This is a genomic window from Trichocoleus sp. FACHB-46 (assembly GCF_014695385.1).
GTDB lineage: Bacteria > Cyanobacteriota > Cyanobacteriia > FACHB-46 > FACHB-46 > Trichocoleus.
Window position 1 is genome coordinate 344836 of sequence record NZ_JACJOD010000030.1, and the last position, 15930, is coordinate 360765.

Here is a 15930-nt window from a genome sequence, read left to right on the forward strand (position 1 = left end):
CGAATTAACGGATTCTCTCTTCCCTCCGTAATTGCTATGGTTGTAAATGTATGTATTAAGACTATTAATTAAGTAGTAAAAGTATGGAAATTGAAGAGTTTGAGTCACAAACTCGCAATGCTATTGATAAAATTCTAAATCAATTGCAAACGGCAACCCTGCTAATTGCAGAGTTGGAATCTCAAATTTCTGAAGCAGGTGCCTCAGTACAAACCTTAAGCCAGCTTGTTGAAACCTTTGTTATAGAACAAAGAGCCAAATAAATCTGGATTTAGCAGAGGAATTCCTATAAGACCGAGTAGGGCAGTTCCTCTCGGATTGCTTGTTTGAGTAGGTTCAGGTTCACTGGTTTGACTAAGTAACGACGAGCCCCTAAACTCAATGCTCGCCGCTGGTCAGACTGAAAAGCAAACGCTGAAACGACGATTACAGGGACTTGGAACTCTTCCCCACGTTGTTGCAGTTGCTCTAAAAGAGTGTATCCATCAATATCTGGTAATTTCAGATCTAAAAGCACAATATGAGGCTGAAATTGAGCGATCGCCGTAAAAAATTCAGCACCTGCGGCCAAAGTTAGTACGGTATAACCGCAGTAATTGAGATAGTCACTCAGCAGTTGCCGATTGGAGTCATTATCCTCAATCAGCAAGATTCGAGCACTGCCTTGTCCTAACTCATCTGCATCCTGGCTCATCCTTATAATTCCTTTTGCACAAAGCTACCCAATCTGGAGACCAAATTTTAGTTAGAGACTCTATCAGCCTCTAAGTTAAATTGGTTACATCCAATTTCGCAGCCTATAGTATCTGTCCTGACCCATTAACGCAAGGCTCGACTAACAGCAGCGTGAAACCGAGCGCGGCAAGGTCTAATAAGATTAAAGTATTTAAGTGACGTGAGACTTAGTAGCGATAAAAATTATCTGAACATTAGCGGATATAAACGAAAATTTTCTAGACCCACACCACAACATCAGAACCAAGAAGTGATCGCCTCCTGGTTCTGATGTTGACTAAATTAATGATTAAGCTGAGGTTTGTTTGGTTAGCTTGCGCTTAGCGGCAAACAATCCACCCAAACTGAATAAGCCTAGTGCTAGTGAAGGCTCAGGAACTGACTCAGGGGAGGGCTTGGGTGGTAGTTCACCTTGCAAAGAGACTTCGTAGTTGCCAGTGTGGGAATTTGTACCATCTTTGGAGACGAGCCCAGACTTGGTCGCCTGATAGCTACGTAAGTATTGGCTCGCTTGTCCGTTGTAGCTAACTTTGACTAGTTCACTGGCCTGAATGGTGCCCGGTAATCCTAAGAGAGGGGCAGCATTGAAATGTCCGGCTAAGCCAATCTTAATCAACCCAGTTTGATCGTCTTGATTGACATAGGAGATGTTGGGGTCACTAAATCTCTGCAGCCCACCTGCTAGCAAAAAGGTGCTAAATAGGTTTTGGTTAGGTGCCATCCCGTACTGAGTTAGGGTGGTGTTAAACCAAGTGGTTGCTAAGTTGGATGAATTGTAGAGCGAGGCGATCGCCGCAGATTTTTGGATGGCAGTTGTATTAGAACCGAGGGCTGTCTGGAGAGTAGTAACGTTGCTAGCTCCTAGCCAATCTACAGCAGTTAAGCTGCTGAGGCTGATGTTTTTACCGTTGAGCTGACCATCCAAAGTCTTGACTTCGTTGTAACCCAAAAAATTGTTGAAAGCGGTTAACTTTTGGGCCAGGGTTGCTCCGGCGCTGGAGTAGAGAGAACCTGCTTCACTATTAGAAAATAGTTCGACATTGCCGCCTGGAGCGCTGCTATCACCATCTAATGCTGCCTGCACATTATTGGTTGGGTCTACTACGGTTTGACCGCCAATGACTGTGTAAGTCAGAAAAGATGCATTACCTCCAACTGTTGCATTGACGATAGATGCTGCAAATGCAGGAGCGTTAGCGATCGCACTGACAGTTGCGAACACGGAGGCTCCAACGATTAGGCGTTTAATATTCTTCACCATGTTGTGTGTCTCCACAAGATTTCTAGATAACGTTCGAGCCCTGGAACACCCACTACAGGGGAGGTAGATTTGTGCGATCCAGAGTTAACAAGATCGATAAAACTCTGAGGGGCAATCTACTACTTCGTAGTTTTACTTGAGTATTTTTTGGTATTGAATCAACGCCTAGTCTAGAAAGTTTAAGTACTCAAATAGGTAAAGTTCGCTGAGATTTTGCCTAAGCTTGGATAAAGAATTGTTCGCTCTTTTGATAGCTATCGATCGCTCATCCCCGTAGAAATACAGGTAGCCAGTAGTTTCTCGGAAGCACAGCGTCAGATTAAGGGCATTGCATCCTTGCAAGTACTCAATAATACGCATCCATTAAACGTTCGACTGCCTGGAATGAGTAATATCAATTCCTGAAAATCAGGCTACAAGTAATTGGCTGTAAGGGCGAACGGCCGTTCGCCCTTACAAATATCTGTAAATAGAATTTGGAGAATTGGTATTAGTAGGTAACAACAAACTGATTAACGTTGAGGATTGGCGTGTTAGTTAAGGTGGCGATCGCGACGGCTGAGCCAGCACCTGTGCCATCAGCATCGAAGCTGAGAACCCCAGTGCTGGTGTTGTAGAGGAAGTTAGCGCTGGTGCCAAGTGACGTAGGCGCAGCACTACTTACCAAGACTCCTGTGGAAGCAGTAGTCGTGCTGAGGGGAATTCCTGCTCGCAAACCACCCCCAAATCCTGCTTCTGAGATGTGGAACGTGTCATCAGATGCAAAGTCGGTGATTGAATCTCTGCCGTGGTTTGGGGCTTTGTAGAGGAAAATATCGGCTCCCCCTCCACCCGTGAGCCGATCGCCACCTGCTTCGCCTGCAATCACGTTGGCTGCTGTATCTCCAACAATCACATCGTTGTTGGCTGTGCCTGTGTAAATGGCTAAATAGGCGTAGCGGCTAAACAGACCTGTTTGTTCGCTCGTGGTGTAGAACTCTGTATTACTCTCGCCAAAGGCGATCGCTTCTCCTTGGGTTTCGTTGGGTAGAGGGATTTCCATATTCGGTTGCCGCCCAAACAAGCTACTCCATGATTCGCCAGGAGTGCGCTGCCACAGGAAAGCGGTGTTGTATGTACGCAGGATAAAGGTGGTGCGATCGCTGCTCAAAGCTGCACCTGTGACTAGGCGATCGCTTAAGGTTGTTCGCTGAGAAACGTCAAATGTACCAACGAGGGTGAGAGTGGGGCTGTTTGGACTTAGAGTGCGACTAAAAATCTTGCTTTGCCCAGTGGTAGGGAATAAATCTTTGGTGATAATTAACAGTTCTTGTCTGTCTGAGTCAAAAACCATGGCCTCGCTATCGAAAGATCCACTGGGATACCTGATCGGCAGCGTTGCCACCAAGCTCACAGATTGAGCACTGGAACTCGGTTCATTCACAACATAGATTTTCTGATTCGTGCGCGAGCCAACGCTAAGGTTTTGGTTGTTGCCAATGTCCCCAATAAAGAGGTATTTGCCTCCACCGGGAGCAGACCCAGCGGTAATCTCTTCCCAATCAACATTGGTAGCTCCAGGGAGGTTGACTTGGCTAATGGCTTTGCCTCTGTTGTCTATTGCATAGATAGCCGCAGTATTGCCCGAATCGTTGTGAGTCCACCAAAAATCTCCCGCTCCTCGCACTAAACCGGAAGATTCGCTTAGATTAGGAAATTTTCCAGTTGTATAACCGTAGTAGCCGTTAGTTGGTGTAACCGAGGGCGCAGGGTTAACCGTAATTGCAACTGTGCCTGTTGCTGTGCCACCGTAGCCATCCTCAATTGTGTAAGTGAAGGTGTCTACCCCACTAAAATTGGCATTCGGTGCATAAGTCAGCGTGCCATCACTGTTTTTAGTCACGGTGCCATTTGCGGCTGAACTAAACCCAGTTAGAGCCAACACGTCTTGATTTTTATCGCTATCGTTTCCTAGCACATTGATAGCGGTGGCTGTATTGGCAGTAGTCACAACAGCGTCACTATTGGCAAGAGGAGCCGTATTGATGCTGTCACGCCCTTCCAATCTGCCATAGCGGGAGAAATGGTCAAACCCACTGATAAAAGCGCCCGCTGCAACTGCTCCAGCAACATCTGAGTTGTGAGCTAAGTAAAAACTTTCATTGAACAAAGAACTAGGATTGCGCTGTTCAAACCGCCCATAGCGTAGAAAATGCTCAAATCCGCTGCTCAAAACACCTTGGGCTACTGCCGCAGCAACATCCGTATAAGTCGCTAAATAGAAGTTGCTGTCAAACAGGGAACTAGGGTTGCGTTGCTCAGACTGACCAAATTGCAAGAAGTGGTCTAAACCGCTGGGAAAGGCTCCCTGAGCTACTGCCGCAGCAACATCAGGGTAATTTTGTAAATAAAATTGGTTGTCAAACAGAGGGCTAGGATTGCGTTGCTCGCGTTGCCCGAACTGCCTGAAATGCTCTGAGCCACTGGCAAAAAATCCTTGAGCGACAGCAGCGGCGACATCTGTATAAGTGACTAGATAGAACCTTTCGTCGAATAAGGTACTAATATCAATGCTCATAAACGTTAGCGAAATACTGGTAATGCAATATTGTGAATGCGATCGCAGAGCTAACTTCTGGGTTTCCCTAGTTCACTACTCAGTCTCTAGCTCTTTCACAACGACTTTAGTCTAAGTATTACTTACGAGATGATTGGTGAAATTAGTATAGATTTTTACAGAATTTTATGAAGAAGCTATGAAGGTTGGGCTTTAAGTAGAAGCCTTCAACCTTCGCTTTCAGTAAATCAACATAAATAGTTGTGCAGAGTTAAGACCGGAAATCTTCAATGAGCTTCGAGATATTGAGCAATTCTATCAACCGCAGTTTTCAAAATGGCTGGCTCATGGACTAAGGCAAACCGCACATATCCTTCACCCGACTTACCAAAGCCAGCACCGGGAGACGCAGCAACTCCGGTTGCCTCAACCATTTGAGTGCAGAACTCCATTGAATTTTGGCTCCAGCGCTCGGGCAACTTGGCCCAGACATACATAGTTGCTGTAGGCATCGGTACTTGCCAGCCAATGCGGTTGAGAGCGGTTACAAAAGCATCGCGTCGTTGTTGAAAAGTTTCTACAGTGACTTGAATACTTTCTTGAGGGCCTGTGAGAGCAGCGATCGCCCCATTCAAAATCCCTCTATATTGGTTGAAGTCTACAGCTGCCTTGACTTGACGCAAAGCTCGAATCAGTTTAGCATTGCCGATCGCGTATCCAATCCGAAATCCACCCATGTTGTAGGACTTGGAAAGGGTAAAAAACTCGATAGATACGCTCTTGTCTGGGTCAGCTTGTAGGACGGAGGGCAAAGCTGTGCCATCAAACACGAGGTCAGCGTAAGGAAAATCGTGCACCAAAACCAAATTGTGTTGTTGGCAGAAGGCAACCGCTTCTTGGAAAAACGAGAGCGGGGCGATCGCGGCAGTGGGGTTGTGAGGATAGCTCAACACCATCATGCGAGACTGCGCCAAAACTGGGCCTGGAATGTCTGCAAAAATCGGTAAGAAGTTGTTTTCAGCTAGCAGCGGCATGGGATAAATTTGCCCACTAGCTAAATAAACTCCCCCGGCGTGAGAGGGATAACCCGGATCTAACAGCAGGGCAAAGTCTCCGGGATTGAGTACTGCTAAAGGTAAATGAGCTGTGCCTTCTTGCGAACCGACTAAAGGTAAGACTTCGGTTTCTGGATCGACTGCAATGCCAAACTTCTTCTCGTACCAGGTGGCTGCGGCTTGGCGGAAGGCTTGTGTGCCATGAAACAGCAAATAGCCGTGGGTGCTTTGGTCTGAAAGAGACGCAGCGATCGCCTCAATCACATGCTCCGCTGCAGGTAAGTCGGAGGAGCCAAGCGACAAATCAATCAAATCTCGGCCTGCTGCTCTGGCTCTAGCTTTTGCCTGATCCATATCAGCAAACACATTAGATTGAAGAGGGGCTAGACGCTTGGCAAATTGCATAATAACTTCGCTCTCAGCAATTGAGATCAATTCGGTTGGCTGGCCACCTAACGGATGAGGGCTAAAGGCTCTAGGCGAGCGGCTGAGAGCTACTGATAACCCTACTCTGGCCTCTACTTTGGCCTACTTTGGCAAGTGAGTTTCGAGCAGATCAATCAGCTTTTGCTTGCCAATGGCTCCTTCAATTGAAGCCGCGACTTCCCCATCTTTAAGGAAGATCAGAGCGGGTACTCCCTGCACCTGGTACTTCGCCACGGTTTCAGGATTGGGGTCTATCTCCATTTTGACAACTTTGAGGCGATCGCTGTAGTGAGTCGCTGCCCAATCCATCAACGGAGCCGTGAGTCGGCAAGGACCACACCAAGGAGCCCAAAAGTAGATAACCACAAGCTTGCTCGTTGGCTCAAGAGCGGTTGCCGCAAACTCAGCGTCTGAAATCGTAATTACACTGCCAGTCATGACGTTTGAATTCTAATAATTACTTAATACTTTAAAACGATGCTGACTGGTTAAGAATCAACTCATAAATTCTTGGGAGCAAGTTAGAGGTCTTGCAGGCCTCTCTAAACCCTCTGCCTATCGCCGATGAGCTTTAAATCTCTCACAGACTCAATCTCCCGCAACTCCTACTCTAGCTCCCCTTCCCTTTAAGGGAAGAGGGGCTGGGGGTTAGGTCTCATGAGAAGACACAGTAAAAGTGCTAAACACTGTTATAGACTGTCAAGCTGCTTTTTCAGGTCTTCCAATTCAGCATCAACGGCTGCATCTTTGGGTGCGCTCGCTGATGGGCTAGATGCAGGTAGCGTTTTCTGTTCAGGTGAAGCACCACCAATTAACTGAGCCTTCATAGCGGCCAGCTCATCATCTACATCGCTACCAGACTCTAATTGGGCAAATTGGCTTTCTAAGTTAGCGCCTGCCAACTCGGCAACTGCTTGAGAACGAGCCTCCATTTGCAATACCTTTTCTTCCATGCGCTCGAAGGCACCCATAGCACTACCAGTGCTCATATTGCCGACCACATTTTGCAGTTGCTCATTAGCTTTCGCAGCAGCAGCGCGGGCCTTGAGCATGTCTTTCTTAGTCTTTGCTTCCGAAATCTTGCTCTCTAAGCCGATTAAACTACGCTTCAAAGTATCAACCTGACCGTTTTGTTGGTCGAGTTGAGTTTTCAGACTCGTAGCGGTTTCATTGTAGGTTTTACGGCGTAGCAATGCTTCACGGGCTAAGTTCTCATCACCCTTTTGTAGCGCCAATTGAGCGCGTTGCTGCCAGTTATTAGATTCGGTTTGAGCCTGGTTCTGTTGTTGTTGAGTTCGCTTTTGGCTGGCGATCGCACTGGCAACGGCTTGACGCAACTGCACCAAGTCCTCTTGCATGTCCAGAATAGACTGTTCCAGAATCTTCTCTGGATCTTCAGCCTTGCTGACCATGTCGTTGACGTTGGATCTGACTACTCGGCTAATGCGGTCGAATAATCCCATGACTCTATCTTTCCTTTTGGGGTGTATGAGGTGAGCAACGCAGGCTGCTTACCTAAGCCTGCCTGGATTTCAAAGTTTTAGGGTGAATTAAATTGAGGCTATGTCAATAGTCTTAACATATACTAGCTAAATCCTTCCTCCAGCCAGCGCTAGAACGCTTCCTAGTGTTGGTGTGAATGATGGGGCCTACACCAGCAAAGGAATTCACCTGGAAAAGTAAAATCTATCTGCTTCTACTTTTCGAGCGATCGCAATTTGTACTTGAGTAAGTACGTGACAGCCCCATTTTGGCATAAACTCTAGCAGCTCGGAAAAGGGACACGCGGTTCTCAAACATTAGTTACAAGCGTTCATTAAAGCTAGCGAGCTAGAGGGCTGCCGTGATGATGGACCAGATACCATTTCTGGGCCATGCACTCAAAAATATTAGTCGCCATAGATTGAGCCTGGACTCTCTGGTTACCGACTACCTGAAATAGCTTTTCGAGCACTACGACATAGGCGATCGCGCTATTTACCTCAGTAGTAATGATCTCTACCTCAATTTCGAGATAGCTAGTGTTCTTGAAGATTTTCTCCCAAGAGCTACCAATCGCATCCCATCCTCGTAGAGCTAGCCGTCCCGGGTGAATGCAGAGGCTACCTGTGCCTTTGGACCACACTGCCTGCATCGCCTCCATATCTTTTCTTTCAAAAGCTCGGTAGAAGGCTTGATTAGCTGCTAGTACTGCTTGCTCGTCACTCATACAATGCGTCACCCTTGTCGTTTTATAGCAATGTCATGAACTGATTACTTAACAACGAGATTAAAAAATTAGTTAAGTTGCAACGCAAACCAACAAACGAACTAGAAACTAAGATTAGAATCAAGCAAAGCTATCCATTTCTTAACCCAGCTTAGGCTTGTGACTGTTAAACGATTTCTTCGCCAAGCGACCCTAACTCGTCGCTCCCATTTAACTGTTTTTATCCTTTCAGACGAAGCGGCTGCTTTTCAAGCTTATCGGCTCTTGCAATCGCATGGAATTTCTCCCGAGCATTTAGCGATCGTTGGTAAGGGCTATAGCAGTCCTGAGCGGGTTGGGCTTCTAAAACCCATGCAGATTGCTACTCGTAAAGCGAAGGCTTTGGCAGTTTTTGCTGGAACAGTCGGCTCGGCAATTAGTTTTATTGGAGCCCTATTTGTTCACTTTGGCTTAAGCTTTCCCCTTCATGCCAACCTAGTACTCATGATTGCAGCGGGCGGCGTTGTAAGTGGTTTTTGCGGGGCTGTAGCAGGAGCGCTGTTAGGGTTCCTAGGAGAAGGCAGTACCTCTGGAATTTACCGCCATTACCTAAGCCAAGGACGCTATCTCTTAATGATGGAAGGTCCCGAAAAGCTGGTACGTCGGGGGCAAGAAGTATTAAGTTATTACTCTACTTCCAAGCCCTAATCAATGGCTAGATCTAGAACGCTGCCCACAACTTGCCTACTCAAGCCCTGAAGCTAGATGAACAGGAAGCTTTTTATCTGTAAGGAGTTGTTTAACTGCACTCAGAATAAATTCTAGTCCCGCATCCTTAGCAATAAAGAAATCTGCTTCTGGGCAAAGTTGTTTACCTAATGCCAAATTATTTTTGCTAATAAATGCAGTAGCAAGAACCAGAATTGGTGGCTGACTCAAGTCTTGCTTGAGCTGCTGAATAATACTGCAACCATCAATATTTTTCTGGTATTGGGTTGGTGGAATGGAAAAATCCACAATAATCAGGTCATATTGAGAAGCTTTAGGAGTTAACTCACTGAAAGAGTAAAAAACAGAGACTTCAAAAGCACCTCTAAAGAAGCGCTGAATTAAAAAACACCAGTGTTCATCGTCATCTAGTATGGCAATTTTGTTCATTTATAATATTTTTTGAAAAAACTAATTAGGCTTTTTCTATAGCATCATCCTTCAGGTGAAGCAGTGTCAATAATCTGTAGTTTTTGTTTAGGTTTGGTTCTAGTTAAGATGCGTCTGTTGCTTCGGCTTGGTAGTTGCCTGACTTACCACCAGTCTTACTGAGCAAGCGAATTGACTCAATTTGCATTGATTTTTCTAGAGCTTTAGCCATGTCATAGAGAGTTAAAGCGGTGATTGAGACGGCTGTCAAAGCTTCCATCTCTACGCCTGTTTCGGCTTTGGTTTTCACTTCTGCCCGAATTTGATAGCCCGGTAAATCATCGTCTGGAGTGAGCCAAACTTCTACTTTATGCAGCGGTAAAGGGTGACAAAGAGGAATCAATTGTGCGGTTTGCTTGGCGGCCATGATTCCAGCCAACCTAGCTGTGCTAACCACATCCCCTTTAGGTGCATTACCCGCTTGGATCGCTGCCAGCGTCTCTGGGCGCATGCGGACTTGGCCCACCGCGATCGCTTGACGGATGGTTGACTCCTTAGCAGAAACATCTACCATCTGCGCTTGCCCTGCTGAGTCTAAATGGCTCAATGCCTGACTAGTAGCTGAATTCGGGCTTTCAGGAAAAATTTGTTGTGTCATTTGATTTAGGTGTGCTAATATGAATTCTTGTCGGGGGCTTGTAGCTCAGTGGACTAGAGCACGTGGCTACGGACCACGGTGTCGGGGGTTCGAATCCCTCCTAGCCCGTCAAAAAGGGTAGGCTTAGTGCCTGCCCTTTAACTTTTTTGAGGCGTTTGATTAACTGCATACAGATCGCGACCTCGCCCGGAAGCGAACTTGAGTGAGTAAGCTAGGTCTTTGCTAGATTGAGTGATAAAAACTAGCAGCCCTACAAACGCGAGAATAGCGCAGAAGCCAAACAAGCTACGGTACCCCACTTGTTCCGCTATAGAGCCAAAGATGGGACCAGCGATCGCGATACCAACATCAAAACCACTCACACATAGCGCTAAAATTTTAGCTCGCTCTTGCGGTTGGGAGCGATCGGCCATCAACGCCACCATCATAGGAATTAGCGTGCCTGCTCCAGCGCCTTCTAGCAAACCTGCAATCAAGAAAGCTTCAGCATTGCGGGCGGTCCACAACAGCAGCATTGCGAGTGAATAAAAAGTAAGGCTGAGGCTGATAAACAGTCCTCGCCCATAGCGATCGGAAGCTCGACCTGTCAGGAGACGAATGCCAAAGCTGGCGATCGCAGCAGCTGTGTAAAAGAATCCCGCGTTCAGGTCAACTTTAGCTTCAGCAATGTATAAGGGCACAAAGGTACTCAGAGTCCCAAATGCTAAGCCGATTAATAGCATTACCAGAGCAGGAATGCGAATTCGGGGACTGAGTAATAAACGCCAAAACTGATTGGATGGACCACTAGAGCTTGAATCTCCGTTCTCTAAGTGCCGATTGGGTTCACGAACTTGTACTGCGCTCACTAGCCCAATCAAACCCAACAAGGCAGATAAGAGAAATAAAGGAATATATCCTACCGCTGCTTGGAGTAACCCACCTATTGCAGGTCCAATCGCGACCCCAATTGGGTTAACCAAGCTCATATACCCAACTAACTCACCACGATTTTTCTCTGGTGAAAGATCAACGGTTAAGGCACTGTAGGCCGTACCAAAAGCAGCAATGCTGACACCGTGGAAAGCCCGAACTGCGATCAACAAGGGGATGGAATGAATGAATAAATAGCCCAGGGGAGCGATCGCCACAACTGTCATGCCAATCAGCAAAACGATCTTGCGACTGCGGTTATCGGCTAAATTTCCTAACCAAGCCCGCGACAATAGCAAGCCAATTGCAAAGGCCCCCATCACAATGCCAATTTGTTGGCTACTCCCACCAATTTCTTGTACGTAGAGGGGTAAGGTTGGCAGCAAAGAAGCCAAACTGCACCAAAATAGCAGTCCGGTGGCAAACAAAACTAATAAGTTGCGACGAGGCTCAGGCGCTAAATCTGTAAAAGCTTTCAAAATATAGTTCCTTCTACCAATCCTTCTATCAACCTGTAGTTGCCCACGCTGGACACATAGCAACAATTCTTCCCCTATGATGTGGAAGTTTGTTACATTTTGTCATCTACACTACAGATTGATTTCTGGAATTTCGCGACGGGCGATCGCTTGGAAGCAAGGCTAATTAGAGGTTCAATAAAAGAAAAAATCAGAGCTTACGGCCCTGATTAATCCAGATGTATGGAGTTTTTAGAGAATGGCAAAGTTATGAAGCTTGGCGAGAAATGATCTTCTCGATAGTAGCCTGTGTCTGCTGGAGCAACTGTTCTCGGCTATCGGAAGCTTGGATCAGTGGTGGGACCAAGTTGCGAGCTTGTAACGTCATGTGAAGCTGGAGGTGAGCGACGTACTCGCTAAAGTCTTCGCGAGCGGAATAATTAAGTGACTGATGTGAATGCGACTCCAAAGTGTTCTCCTTCCCTTACTCTGCGCCGTCAATCGACCATCAAAGAAGTTATCATGCCGTTAAGCTGATCTTTGAGCTCTGCAATGAAGTGTAACGCTTTTCACAATTGTTTATTGAGTTGTGTTGACTGAATTGGAATCTTTGCCTGATCCACGCATCCTAACCATACCCCTACAGTTTGGACAACTTGACACTAGTTCCCAGCCAGCAGCCTATTTGGAAATGGGGAGTGGTCCGACACTGGTGCTGTTACATGGGTTTCTAGGCACTGGAGCTTGTTGGCTACCTCTGATGCAGAAATTGCGATCGCACTATCGTTGCATTAGTCTAGACTTGCTTGGCTTTGGAAATTCGGGTAAGCCTGCTATTCGCTACGACATTGCGACAGAAGTAGCTTTTGTGCGCCAGGTGGTAGAAGCCCTAAATCTAGGTTCCTGTTATTTCATAGGCCATTCGTTCGGTGGTTGGGTCGCGGCAGCTTATGCCTTGCAGTATCCCAATGCGGTGAATGGTCTTGTCTTAGCAGCCGCTGCCGGAATTCGAGACGATAGTTTTTGTGGCCGCTATGACCATTTGCGCCCGTTATTATGGCCTGTCCCAGTAGTTGATTGGGGCCTACATTTGGTTAAACCGTTAGCGGGGTTATTGGGTCAGCGGGCGGCGATCGCCCAACTTAGCTGGTTTCGTCAGGAATTGAAAGCTCAACCTGCGGCTCGTTCCTTTCTGTTAGACCGACTGCGACCGGAAGACGCGATTGACACAGTAGAGCAGCAAATTCATCAGTTGCGACTGCCGACGCTAGTAATCACAGGCGATCGCGACGAAACCATTCCCTTATGGCATAGCCAAACTTATGCCAAACAAATTCCAAGCGCTGAGTTAGCAATTATTCCTGAGGCTGACCATGCTTTGCCCCAGAAATATGCAGATGAAATGGCAGAGTTGATTCTGCAATTTTTCGCCAACCAAACTGATGCCATTTCTCGCCATTCATCAACTCACCCTAGTTCCAGTTAATTTTCACCCCTGTGGTTTTAGCATCTGCATGACAGCTTCGCTACTGCGCTTTGCAGTAACCATTCAGGTCACTCACAGATCTACTTTCCTCCTGAGCTGCTTTTAGCGCCGTTTGGGTAGCAGCTTGGGCCTTTGCTTGCATTGCTTTGGCTTGTGTAGCGCCTGCTCCTGTTGGTTGAGTTTGCCGGAGGCTGGCAACTGCGTTGGCGATCTCGCGCGACGATTGGGCTAAAGTTTGATAAATTCTGGCGAAGTTAGCTTGGAATGCTTGCAATTTTGTGTCTTGAACCTTAACCCCTTTAATCTCTTGGCTGAGTCCATCCAAGTTGGTAGCTAACTGATTCATTGCAGCCGGATCGTTACCATTTATCCCCGAACTAGCAAGTGCCTGTCCTTTATTAATAACGTCAATTAACTTGTTGCACTGAACGATCTTGCTCTCTCCACAACTAGTTGCCAAGAGGGCAATTGCAGTAGTGCTTAAAACCATAACTGCCAATCGAAAAAGACGGCGCATCAACACTCTCCTCACAAGCTGGTGAACAAAACATTGCATTCAAAACCGATTCAGTTGCAGGTATCTAGCTCAATCTCCGAAGGGATTTAAGCATTAGCTGATGAGCTAGTCTGTCAAACCCAAGCAATCAATAATCAGGCAATTGAAACTTACCTGAGATGGTGCACCGTAGTCTTAAGACAACCGTAGATTTTTGTCAGTGTCAAGTTACACCATGATTAAGCGATCGAAAATTAGTCAAAAAAATAGGAGCATAACAGTTATGCCCCCTGAATAAATACAAGCTCTGGATGCAAAAGCTTTGGTAGTTCTTTTAGATAAGCTCTGAGATTTGTTAGAAAGCAAATGTTGTCCGAATAGTACCGATCACAATGTCGTTATTGGCACTATTATGATCAGGCGCAGTCAGCCAAATAACGCCTGGAGTAATGGAGATATTGTCGTTCACCTGGTACTGGTAGAAAGCTTCTATATGAAGTGAAGTGTCTCGGTCTTCTCCAAACGAACCAATAATTCCAGCAGGTAAGCTTGCAGCTAGTGCTGTGGCAGCTGGAGTAGTTCTTATATCAGCACCCACCACTTTGGGCTCCATCCCGACGATGATGCCTGCCAGATTGCCTTCCTTTCCTAAGTCTGGGAAACCAAGCGTTACAGCCCAGTTAACGGTTTCAAAATCACCCCGCTCAAACAGCCCACCTCCAGAGCTGAGTGTGCGATTGAAAGTGTAACCTGCCCAACCACCCAGAACAAATTTGTCGCTCAGTTGCCAAGAAAGTTCAAGGCCGAGGGAGTTGCTAACGATTGGAATGACTGTCGTTAAACCTTCTAAATTATCGTTGCCACCGAGAGACGATTCCTCAAGTAGACGGCTGATGAAAGCTTGAGGGTTAGCAAGATTACTGCCAGTCCCCGTTTCTCGCTTGTAGGCATGCACAAAAGTTAAACCTACATTCAAGCGATCGCTAGGCTTGAACAAAAGCTGCGCCAGCGCACCATAGGCCCCATCAAATAAACCGCTCTTTTCACTTGGTTCGGCAGCATCACTTGCTAAATATCCCAAACTTAGCTCTAAGGCATTCCCAAACTCGTGTTTAATGCCTAAGCCTGCCCCTTCAACCAAGTAATAGATTGGGTGCCGAGTGCCAAACGCTGATAAGGCCCCTGTCGCTCCATCACCATCTAAAAAGTTCACAGTACTCGCGAAGTCATCAGCAGCACCGGAATTAGCTGCTAGCACCACTTCAGTGTTCTCACCAAGTGGAAAGCTATACAGAAGCGCATCCAAGCTGACGTCATTATCGGAGTCGCCTGCAAAGGCCAAATCTCCTTCTGGCGTTAATGTTGTGCTTGATAAAGCCTCAAGTCCTTCAGCTTGCAGGCGAGTTCTCAGCAAATCACGACCCGTAAAGCTAGTCTCTAAATTTAGTCGGGTGCGATGACCCAGGGCTGCGCTTCTGTCAACTTCTTCGCCCAATGCGTTATCACCCGCAGCAATACCTGCAATCGCGAAAACTGCTTCCCCCTCAAGCTTAGTCGTCGTCGAGAATTGGTTAGCTTCAATCTCAGCAGTTCTTGCTTCTAAAGCATCGACTCGGCCTCGTAGAGTAGCGAGTTCGGCAGAAAACTCCTCCTGAAGACGCTCTAGAGTTGCTAAATCTTCTTTCCCAACTAGGTCAGCGGTACCTGCTGTAATCAATTCATTCACTCGATCCAGGCAAGCATTCACGCCCGCTGCAAACTCATACCGAGTCAGAGCCCGATTGCCCCGATAAGTACCATCAGGATAACCAGCGATACAGCCATAGCGCTCTACTAAAGACTGTAATGCTTGAAAAGCCCAATCAGTAGGTTGAACATCAGACAACTGAGATACAGAAGTCACCTGGTTCAAAGAGTTTCCAACCAATGCATCTACATCTACCTGCTCTTGAGCTAGTTGAGCGGGTAGCATATTCCCTTTAATCTGGGTGCCTTCCAGAACTTCGTCAGCGATCGCGGAAGTTCCGGTTACTGCCAACAGCCCGAAAACAAACGGAGAAATCAATAAAGAACGGCAGAAAGAAATTGCAGTCATTAATATTTCGCTCCTCACACCTGATTGTGGTTTGTTAGCTCCCAAATCCATCCAGTAGATTGTTGCTAACTACTCCTGATTAACTAAAGTGAACCTTTTCTCACTCAGATACAATCCCCTACCTCGGCATAAAAGCTGCCTAACTCTACTAAATCAGGTTGTGAGAATGATAATCAAAATAATGAAAACATACTTTGTATCTGAAAAGCTAAAAGTTTAAGTAGCGTCTCTCCAAGCAACCGTCTGTAGCTCAGGATTTTTTGAAAAACTTCTCGGTCCTTTAACCCAAAATAGCACCGTCGAGAGCTGTGTCGTCTACCTGCAGAGGCTTCTAATGCCTCGAAAAACTTTCCCCCACCCCTTGACAGTCTTATGTGGACTTCGTTATATTGGCTAAGCGGTCGAGAGAGAAGGGGCGCGGAAGCGCACCGAATCAGTCGGCCCCCGCACCTAGAAAAGAAAATAGTTTGAAAGCCAAGATAGCACC

16 protein-coding genes and 1 tRNA gene are annotated in these 15930 nt (G+C 46.7%); 4 read left to right on the plus strand and 13 right to left on the minus strand.

The genetic code is table 11. The features are described 5' to 3' along the window. The first annotated feature begins 83 nt into the window (after nt 1-83). On the plus strand, nt 84-263 hold the full coding sequence (locus H6F72_RS18025) for a hypothetical protein (protein ID WP_190438544.1): 180 nt from the start codon (nt 84-86) through the stop codon (nt 261-263). A gap of 23 nt (nt 264-286) precedes the next feature. On the opposite strand, the gene H6F72_RS18030 is transcribed toward H6F72_RS18025, so the two are convergent. The 7 genes from H6F72_RS18030 to H6F72_RS18060 all read right to left on the minus strand — a co-directional run bounded on the left by H6F72_RS18030 (nt 287) and on the right by H6F72_RS18060 (nt 8222). Next, nucleotides 287-694, minus strand: a complete 408-nt coding sequence (locus H6F72_RS18030) for a response regulator (RefSeq protein WP_190438548.1) — start codon at nt 692-694, stop codon at nt 287-289. A gap of 330 nt (nt 695-1024) precedes the next feature. After that, the gene (locus tag H6F72_RS18035; RefSeq protein ID WP_190438551.1) at nt 1025-1996 is read right to left on the minus strand and encodes an NF038130 family PEP-CTERM protein; all 972 of its coding nucleotides are present in this window, start codon (nt 1994-1996) and stop codon (nt 1025-1027) included. A 490-nt stretch (nt 1997-2486) separates the two neighbouring features. Then, nucleotides 2487-4553: a cadherin-like domain-containing protein gene (locus H6F72_RS18040; protein ID WP_190438555.1), complete on the minus strand. Its 2067-nt coding sequence runs from the start codon at nt 4551-4553 to the stop codon at nt 2487-2489. Between the two features lie 266 nt (nt 4554-4819). Beyond that, nucleotides 4820-5992, minus strand: a complete 1173-nt coding sequence (locus H6F72_RS18045; protein WP_190438558.1) for an LL-diaminopimelate aminotransferase — start codon at nt 5990-5992, stop codon at nt 4820-4822. A 123-nt stretch (nt 5993-6115) separates the two neighbouring features. Then, nucleotides 6116-6451 (minus strand): co-chaperone YbbN, encoded by a 336-nt coding sequence (locus H6F72_RS18050; RefSeq protein ID WP_190438561.1) that lies wholly within the window; start codon nt 6449-6451, stop codon nt 6116-6118. A 251-nt stretch (nt 6452-6702) separates the two neighbouring features. Beyond that, nucleotides 6703-7476 (minus strand): PspA/IM30 family protein, encoded by a 774-nt coding sequence (locus tag H6F72_RS18055; protein ID WP_190438564.1) that lies wholly within the window; start codon nt 7474-7476, stop codon nt 6703-6705. 359 nt (nt 7477-7835) lie between these two features. Further along, the gene (locus tag H6F72_RS18060) at nt 7836-8222 is read right to left on the minus strand and encodes a nuclear transport factor 2 family protein (RefSeq protein ID WP_190438566.1); all 387 of its coding nucleotides are present in this window, start codon (nt 8220-8222) and stop codon (nt 7836-7838) included. A 159-nt stretch (nt 8223-8381) separates the two neighbouring features. On the opposite strand from H6F72_RS18060, the gene H6F72_RS18065 reads away from it, so the two are divergent. Then, nucleotides 8382-8909, plus strand: coding sequence for a hypothetical protein (locus H6F72_RS18065; protein ID WP_190438569.1), 528 nt, complete (start codon nt 8382-8384; stop codon nt 8907-8909). Between the two features lie 36 nt (nt 8910-8945). On the opposite strand, the gene H6F72_RS18070 is transcribed toward H6F72_RS18065, so the two are convergent. Both H6F72_RS18070 and moaC read right to left on the minus strand, forming a co-directional pair. After that, nucleotides 8946-9359, minus strand: a complete 414-nt coding sequence (locus H6F72_RS18070; protein WP_190438573.1) for a hypothetical protein — start codon at nt 9357-9359, stop codon at nt 8946-8948. A gap of 103 nt (nt 9360-9462) precedes the next feature. Beyond that, nucleotides 9463-9996 carry a cyclic pyranopterin monophosphate synthase MoaC gene (gene moaC / locus H6F72_RS18075; protein ID WP_190438575.1) on the minus strand — a complete coding sequence of 178 codons (534 nt, stop codon included), beginning with the start codon at nt 9994-9996 and terminating at the stop codon, nt 9463-9465. Between the two features lie 34 nt (nt 9997-10030). Here moaC and H6F72_RS18080 point away from each other — a divergent pair. Beyond that, a tRNA-Arg gene (locus H6F72_RS18080) sits at nt 10031-10104 on the plus strand. A gap of 29 nt (nt 10105-10133) precedes the next feature. On the opposite strand, the gene H6F72_RS18085 is transcribed toward H6F72_RS18080, so the two are convergent. Both H6F72_RS18085 and H6F72_RS18090 read right to left on the minus strand, forming a co-directional pair. After that, nucleotides 10134-11387, minus strand: coding sequence for an MFS transporter (locus H6F72_RS18085; RefSeq protein ID WP_190438578.1), 1254 nt, complete (start codon nt 11385-11387; stop codon nt 10134-10136). A 247-nt stretch (nt 11388-11634) separates the two neighbouring features. Continuing rightward, nucleotides 11635-11835 (minus strand): hypothetical protein, encoded by a 201-nt coding sequence (locus tag H6F72_RS18090; RefSeq protein ID WP_190438580.1) that lies wholly within the window; start codon nt 11833-11835, stop codon nt 11635-11637. Nucleotides 11836-11955: 120 nt separating this feature from the next. On the opposite strand from H6F72_RS18090, the gene H6F72_RS18095 reads away from it, so the two are divergent. Beyond that, a complete protein-coding gene (locus H6F72_RS18095) occupies nt 11956-12852 on the plus strand; it encodes an alpha/beta hydrolase (protein WP_348252048.1) in 897 nt (298 codons plus the stop codon). 40 nt (nt 12853-12892) lie between these two features. On the opposite strand, the gene H6F72_RS18100 is transcribed toward H6F72_RS18095, so the two are convergent. Further along, nucleotides 12893-13198 carry a hypothetical protein gene (locus tag H6F72_RS18100; protein ID WP_190438582.1) on the minus strand — a complete coding sequence of 102 codons (306 nt, stop codon included), beginning with the start codon at nt 13196-13198 and terminating at the stop codon, nt 12893-12895. A gap of 505 nt (nt 13199-13703) precedes the next feature. Next, nucleotides 13704-15443, minus strand: coding sequence for an iron uptake porin (locus H6F72_RS18105; RefSeq protein WP_190438591.1), 1740 nt, complete (start codon nt 15441-15443; stop codon nt 13704-13706). Between the last annotated feature and the right edge of the window lie 487 nt (nt 15444-15930).

Coding starts and splice junctions, on each gene's coding strand:
- H6F72_RS18025 (WP_190438544.1), top strand. CDS start 84: ATGGAAATTGAAGAGTTTGAGTCACAAACTCGCAATGCTATTGATAAA.
- H6F72_RS18030 (WP_190438548.1), bottom strand. CDS start 694: ATGAGCCAGGATGCAGATGAGTTAGGACAAGGCAGTGCTCGAATCTTG.
- H6F72_RS18035 (WP_190438551.1), bottom strand. CDS start 1,996: ATGGTGAAGAATATTAAACGCCTAATCGTTGGAGCCTCCGTGTTCGCA.
- H6F72_RS18040 (WP_190438555.1), bottom strand. CDS start 4,553: ATGAGCATTGATATTAGTACCTTATTCGACGAAAGGTTCTATCTAGTC.
- H6F72_RS18045 (WP_190438558.1), bottom strand. CDS start 5,992: ATGCAATTTGCCAAGCGTCTAGCCCCTCTTCAATCTAATGTGTTTGCT.
- H6F72_RS18050 (WP_190438561.1), bottom strand. CDS start 6,451: ATGACTGGCAGTGTAATTACGATTTCAGACGCTGAGTTTGCGGCAACC.
- H6F72_RS18055 (WP_190438564.1), bottom strand. CDS start 7,476: ATGGGATTATTCGACCGCATTAGCCGAGTAGTCAGATCCAACGTCAAC.
- H6F72_RS18060 (WP_190438566.1), bottom strand. CDS start 8,222: ATGAGTGACGAGCAAGCAGTACTAGCAGCTAATCAAGCCTTCTACCGA.
- H6F72_RS18070 (WP_190438573.1), bottom strand. CDS start 9,359: ATGAACAAAATTGCCATACTAGATGACGATGAACACTGGTGTTTTTTA.
- moaC (WP_190438575.1), bottom strand. CDS start 9,996: ATGACACAACAAATTTTTCCTGAAAGCCCGAATTCAGCTACTAGTCAG.
- H6F72_RS18100 (WP_190438582.1), bottom strand. CDS start 13,198: ATGAATCAGTTAGCTACCAACTTGGATGGACTCAGCCAAGAGATTAAA.
- H6F72_RS18105 (WP_190438591.1), bottom strand. CDS start 15,443: ATGACTGCAATTTCTTTCTGCCGTTCTTTATTGATTTCTCCGTTTGTT.